The 6,097-nt window shown below is 44.6% G+C and carries 5 protein-coding genes; 2 read left to right on the plus strand and 3 right to left on the minus strand.

The window, feature by feature from the left end; genetic code table 11:
* The coding region (locus tag QTO00_RS12835; RefSeq protein ID WP_331425158.1) for a hypothetical protein at window positions 1–231 on the plus strand (231 nt) is incomplete at its 5' end.
* On the opposite strand, the gene QTO00_RS12840 is transcribed toward QTO00_RS12835, so the two are convergent.
* The 3 genes from QTO00_RS12840 to QTO00_RS12850 are packed head-to-tail and all read right to left on the minus strand — an operon-like array spanning window position 199 to window position 5,391.
* A complete protein-coding gene (locus QTO00_RS12840) occupies window positions 199–3,261 on the minus strand; it encodes an efflux RND transporter permease subunit (protein WP_331425159.1) in 3,063 nt (1,020 codons plus the stop codon). The genes QTO00_RS12835 and QTO00_RS12840 overlap by 33 nt on opposite strands.
* Window positions 3,258–4,313 carry an efflux RND transporter periplasmic adaptor subunit gene (locus QTO00_RS12845; protein ID WP_331425160.1) on the minus strand — a complete coding sequence of 352 codons (1,056 nt, stop codon included), beginning with the start codon at window positions 4,311–4,313 and terminating at the stop codon, window positions 3,258–3,260. Before QTO00_RS12845 ends, QTO00_RS12840 begins: the two co-directional genes overlap by 4 nt.
* Window position 4,314: 1 nt before the next feature.
* Window positions 4,315–5,391 carry an efflux RND transporter periplasmic adaptor subunit gene (locus QTO00_RS12850; protein ID WP_331425161.1) on the minus strand — a complete coding sequence of 359 codons (1,077 nt, stop codon included), beginning with the start codon at window positions 5,389–5,391 and terminating at the stop codon, window positions 4,315–4,317.
* Window positions 5,392–5,561: 170 nt separating this feature from the next.
* On the opposite strand from QTO00_RS12850, the gene QTO00_RS12855 reads away from it, so the two are divergent.
* Window positions 5,562–6,097: TetR/AcrR family transcriptional regulator (locus QTO00_RS12855; RefSeq protein ID WP_331425162.1), on the plus strand; the 536-nt coding region annotated here is incomplete at its 3' end.

Genomic DNA, 6,097 nt, shown 5'->3' on the forward strand with positions numbered 1-6,097 from the left:
GTACTGTTAACTTCCTATTGCTTCCTTCAGACCCTGCCGTTGGCCAGCAACGCCCTTGCAATTCGGATTATCTTCCCCTCAGTCGGGGTGATTCAGGTTTCTTTCAACCTGACGGGTTTGCCAGCTTCGCTGGGCAAACGAAAAAGCCCGGACATATATCCGGGCAGGCTTAATGCGAATCGTTATTCAGTCCATGAATTATCCGGCAGTGGATGGTTTGATTCGATATAAAATGGCAAACAATACAGGTACCACAATCAGTGTGAGTACGGTAGCAAAGCCGAGACCAGCCATGATGGTAATTGCCATAGAGCCAAAAAATGCATCAAATACCAGAGGTATCATGCCTAAAATTGTAGTTAGCGCCGCCATACTTACGGGACGAACGCGCGAAATTGCACTATCGTATACCGCTTGGTAAGGGTCTTTACCTGACGACAGTTCGATGTTGATCTGATCGAGTAGAACAATACCATTTTTCAAAATCATCCCACTTAAACTCAATAGACCAAGGAAAGCGGTAAAACTAAATGGCATGTCTGTCGCCAATAAGCCAATAGAAACACCAATAATCGACAATGGTACGGTAAACCAAATTACCAGAGGCTTTCTAAATGAATTAAACAAAAGCATAGTGATGATGAACATGATCAAATAGCCCATTGGCAGCGAGCCGAACAGTGCGTTTTGTGCATCTTTCGAAGACTCATATTCACCGCCCCAACTGATTTCATAACCATTTGGCAGTGCAAGCGCTTCTATCTGGGGTTGTACACGGCTAAACAAACTCGCCGGTGTTTCATGTCCCAACACATCATGATCAGCTAGCACAGTTAGCGTGCGCTTTCTGTCTTTACGTTGGATAAGCGGTTCTTGCCAATCCAGTGATACACCATCAATTACCTGCTCAACGGGAATGTAGCTTTGTAAACTTGGGCTCCAAATTTTCACATTGGCTAATGATTCAAAGTCAACACGCTCTTGCTCAGGGAGGCGCGCTATAACAGGAACCATATGCGTACCGTCACGCAGCAAACCAATCGGCGTTCCGCCAAATGCCATCTGTAGCGTATCGGCGACATCTTCTTTTGAAATACCTAAACGACGAGCCTTAGACTCATTGAACTGAGGAACCAACTCTTTCGTGCGTTCACGCCAATCATGACGAACGTTTCTTGCACCCGGATCTTGAAGCAATACGTCCTCCACCTGCAGTGCAATATCACGCAGTACTTGTGGGTATGGACCAGTAATTCTGGCTTCAATCTTCGACGCAGGAGACGGGCCGAACTCCATTAACTTAAACTGGAACGTTGGCTTGTTGAACGTTACTGAAAGGTTCTTATCTAGCTCCTCAAGCAACTCAAACATTGTCTCGCGGTCATGGGTTCTGACTTGAATTTGCGTGTAAGCTTCGTAGCTCTTTTCTGGTTGATAGGTCAAGGCGAAACGTTGCAAGCCTTGTCCTGTCGTTGTCGAAACAAAATCGACATTGTCTTGCGCACGAATGTACTGCTCAACCTTGTTAGTCTCTTTTATCGTCTCACGAATGTCCGTTCCTTCTGGCATCCACATATCAACGTAGAACATTGGCGTGTTTGAAGGTGGGAAGAACTGCTGCTTAACCATGCCAAAGCCCACTACCGCAGAGATGAGCAAGGCAACCATGCTAACTACAGTCAGCCAACGGAATCTTAAAGCGAATTTCAGCGCTGAACCAAATACGACAAACAACACACCTTTGTATGGGTCAACCTCTTCACCTTGCGCGTTTTTATCTTCTTCCTTGAGAAGTAAATCGGCTAAGAAAGGCGTTAAAGTTAATGCCGTGATCCAGCTTAGGAACAACGAGTAACACAGTACCCAGAACAGTGAACCCATAAACTCACCCGTTGCGTCTTCGGACAATCCGATCGGTGCAAATGCTGTAATGGCAATGATGGTTGCACCAAGTAGCGGCCACTGGGTCTGTTTTACAATATCGATTGAGGCTTGGACTTTTGATTTACCCCGTTTAAGACCCACCAAGATGCCCTCAACCACTACAATGGCGTTATCCACCAGCATCCCTAAAGCGATGATCAATGCTCCGAGCGAGATACGGTGTAACTCAATTTGATACTGCTTCATCAAGATGAAGGTACCTGATACTGTAAGCAGTAGAATTGTACCGATGATGAGTCCGCTACGAAGGCCCATAGCAAATAGAAGTACGATGATGACGATGCCTACCGCTTGCCCTAAGCTAACGATAAAATCATTGACTGACTTCTCTACTTCCGCAGGTTGATTGTAGAAATAGTTAATCTCAACACCTGCAGGGCGAAGGCTTTCTAGCGCTTCAAGTTTGGCATCCAGTGCCTTGCCTACTTCGACTACATTAACACCTGAGCCAAACGAGATCGCCAGGTTAATAGCTGGCTTACCATTAAAGGTGATGACGTTTGATGGTTTCTCCTGAATACCGCGGCTGATATTAGCAACGTCTTTTAGACGAATTAGATTCCCGGTATCACGGCCATGAATGATTAGCTCTTCCAACTCTTGCTCCGAGCTCATCGTGCCACTCGGTCGAATTGTTAGTGTCTGGCCATTGACCATCACCTCACCTGAGGATTTAACGCTATTTTGCTGACTCAATAGGCCGACAACTGTGTTCATATCCAGGTTGAGTGCCGCAAGACGCTCCAGTGAAACCTCGACAAACAACTGCTCTTGTTGATCGCCTGCTATGGCTACTTTGCCTACGCCTGGAACCAACTCTAAGTCACGGCGTAGATAATCGGCATAACGTTTAAGTTCAACGTAGTCGTAACCGTCCCCCGTTAGCATCAGCATGACACCGTACACATCACCAAAATCATCAATAATTTGCACCGAATTTACGCCACTTGGTAGATTCGGCCTAAGGTCATTGATTTTACGCCTCATTTCATCCCATATTTGCGGAAGTTCGTCTGGCCCGTACTCCATCTCCATACTAACCATGATCTGCGACATACCGTTAGATGACGTTGAGGTAACTTTATCTATGTATGGCAGCTTACGAATCTCCTTCTCGAGCGGGTAAGTTAATTCCTCCTCGACCTCTTGAGATGTTGCCCCAGGATATGTCGATATAATCATTGCATCTTTTATCGTGAATGCAGGGTCTTCAAGACGCCCCAGATCCATGAAAGATGTGTAGCCGCCTATCGCAAGTATGATTAAAAATAACCAACTAATGACTTTGTTTTTGATTGAGTATTCAGCAATGCTCACAGCTCAACTCCCTTAATCTTCATTCCGTCGCGTAGCTTCCTTAAATTCGAGTTGATGAGAACATCACCTTGTTGAATGCCTGTACCCACTAACGCACCATTATCTGTAATTTGATCCACACTGATTGAATATCGATGAGCTTCGCCTTGCTCTAGTTTCCACACATAGAAGTCTTGGCTCTGTCTACCTGCATCGATTGCAGTCATAGGGACCCGATAGGCCTGAAATGTATTTAAACCCGCTTTTACCAAATCTACAGAGACCTTTGCGCTCGTACCTGGCAAGATTGGAGCTTCTGGTTGTGCCATTTTTAACCATAATTGATAAGTTTGGCTTTGCGGATGAAGCTCGCTAGTGTGTTCGTAGTATGAGATTGGATAACTACCACTGTGACCCGCAAAACTTGCCATCGGTTGATAGCTGTTGGCGTTAACCACAGGATCAAGCATGGCTAAAACAGAATCAGATACATCTATTCTCACGTACACCTGCTCACCTTGATAGATAGAGATTACCGTTTCTCCAGGATTAACGTTCTCGTATTTTTTCTTATCAACCGACGACACAACGCCATCAAACGGCGCACGTAGACGGGTGTAGTTCATGGTTGCTTTCGCCGCCCCAAGGTTCGCTGTTGCCAGTTGATAATTGGCAGTTAGCTCGTCTAGCTCTGCACGCGAAATCATCTTATTCTCACGCAGCTCTTTGCCTCGATTTACCTGTTTTAGTGCTAGCTCATATTTAGCTTGTGCATCGTTGAGTTTTTGTTTGGCTTTCGAATCATCAAGGATAGCAATCGCTTGTCCGCTGGAAACCTTATCGCCTTCTTTGACCAGTATCGAAGCGATTTCTCCATCGAGCCTGAATGAAAGTGGCGTTAGTTCAGCTGGCATAACTTGGCCATTAAAGTTTCTATATTGGCTTTGCGCTGCGGCTGCGACATTGAACGTATCCACAACTAGAGGGTTGGCCGCTCTATGTGTCGCTTCTGGGGTGCAACCAGCTAACAAAGCAATTGAAACGACCGAGAGTGTTAACATTTTAAACTTCATGTTAGATACCACCTTCTTTCGTCCATGCTTTTACTTGCTGACCCGGTGACAACTTAGCAACGCCAGCCTGCACAATTAGGTCACCTTCCGATAGACCACTGACTACATTTCCTAGGCTATCTAGCTCTACATCAACCAGGCTAATGGTTTGGCTATCCGTATCAAATCGGTATAGCTGTCCTTCAGTGTTCGTTTTAGAAATCCAAGCATCTCCAGAAAGATTTAACGTCGCTCCCTGCTTTTCATTTAGGAGCTTCACTCGTCCAGTCATGCCTGGAAGCAAATTCAACTGTTGTGGTTTTTCAAATGTCAGGCTAGCCTGATAACTATTGGTATCTTGATCTGGTTGAGTCGAAATCTCTTTAAATTTCGCATCAATTGGCATTTGCTTGTGGCTGTCCATCACGACTTGGAACTGAGATTCAGAAATATGGTTTAAGCCGTAGGTTTCCGCGTAGCTCACTGGAATGGTCAACACAACATCAAGCACACGATTGTCAATCAAGTTCAACACGGGTTGATTAGCGCCAACGACCTGATGCTCTTTGCTAAATGTGATTGATACAACACCATCGAAAGGCGAAGTAATTTTTGTATAGCTAAGGTCAGTTTGCGCCTGTTCTAGCGCAGCTCTTGCGGCTTTATATTGAGTTTCAGTTTGGTCAAACGTATCAACACTGATCAGCTTTTTTTCGTGTAATTGCGTCGCGCGCTCATACGCTGTTTTAGCCAAGTTAAACTCAGCAAACCTAGCATCGTAAGCAAGTTGATAATCGGTAGGATCTAGTGTTGCCAACACATCACCTTTCTTGACTTCACTACCCATGCGCACATTGATAGTTTCAATTTCTCCAGCCACTTGAAATGACAGGCCCGCTCGGTCAGTCGCATCAATCGTTGCTATAAAGGTATCGTAGTGACTAGGGGAAAGGTCAGGCACCTCCATTAGCTTTACAGGCTGTATAACGGGTTCACTAACCTCTGAGTTTGCTTTGTTGCAACCCGTAATGGCAATTGCTGCAGAGGCAATAACAGCCGCTTTTAGTAACGACCTTATAGATATCATTGATGAGTACATGTTTTCGCATCTATATTTACTACACATGCGTGCAGTATATTTAAATCACACTCAAGATCAATGTTTATTTTCCACATGTACAATATAATTATTAAACGATGTATACTGTTTGATGAAATCGAAGTGAAACTTTGGTAAAAAGAACACGTTCAACCAAATTGACCAAGACTATGACTGAAAGAAAGCAAGGCAGAAGAAGTGCTCAAGATGCAGAAAAAACCAAGTGCGAGATCATGCGTGTCGCCACTGAGCTTTTTTGCGAACTAGGATATGAGCGAGTATCTCTAAGGAATATAAGTGACAAAGCAGGTGTATCTCACAGCTTGATTCGTCACCATTTCGGCAGCAAAGAGCAAATTTGGTACGCCATCAGTGACGGTCTGCACCTGTATATGGAAAAATACATGCAAACCATCATCAAAGAAATGGCTCAAGATGCTCCTTCAAACGTCAAGCTGTATGAGTTCACTGTACGACTGCTTGCGCAAATGTTGGTATTCAAACAACCAATGCAAATAATTGCCGATGCTGTTCGACAAGAAGACGCTCTGTTCGACTACTTCATTGATAACTCAGGCGATATTGAGCGATTGATTTATAATTTAGCAGACGAATACAATGAACAACACTCAGATTCACAAATCAAGATTTGGGAAATTAAGTGGCAAATGATCATGTTTGCTCATAGCGCTGCGAGCTTAGAGCC

The sequence above is a fragment of the Vibrio sp. M260118 genome, assembly GCF_036533755.1.
Taxonomy (GTDB): domain Bacteria; phylum Pseudomonadota; class Gammaproteobacteria; order Enterobacterales; family Vibrionaceae; genus Vibrio.

Bases quoted from the DNA above. Each gene is read 5' to 3' on its own strand.
- QTO00_RS12845 (WP_331425160.1), bottom strand. From the start codon at position 4,313: ATGAAGTTTAAAATGTTAACACTCTCGGTCGTTTCAATTGCTTTGTTA.
- QTO00_RS12850 (WP_331425161.1), bottom strand. From the start codon at position 5,391: ATGTACTCATCAATGATATCTATAAGGTCGTTACTAAAAGCGGCTGTT.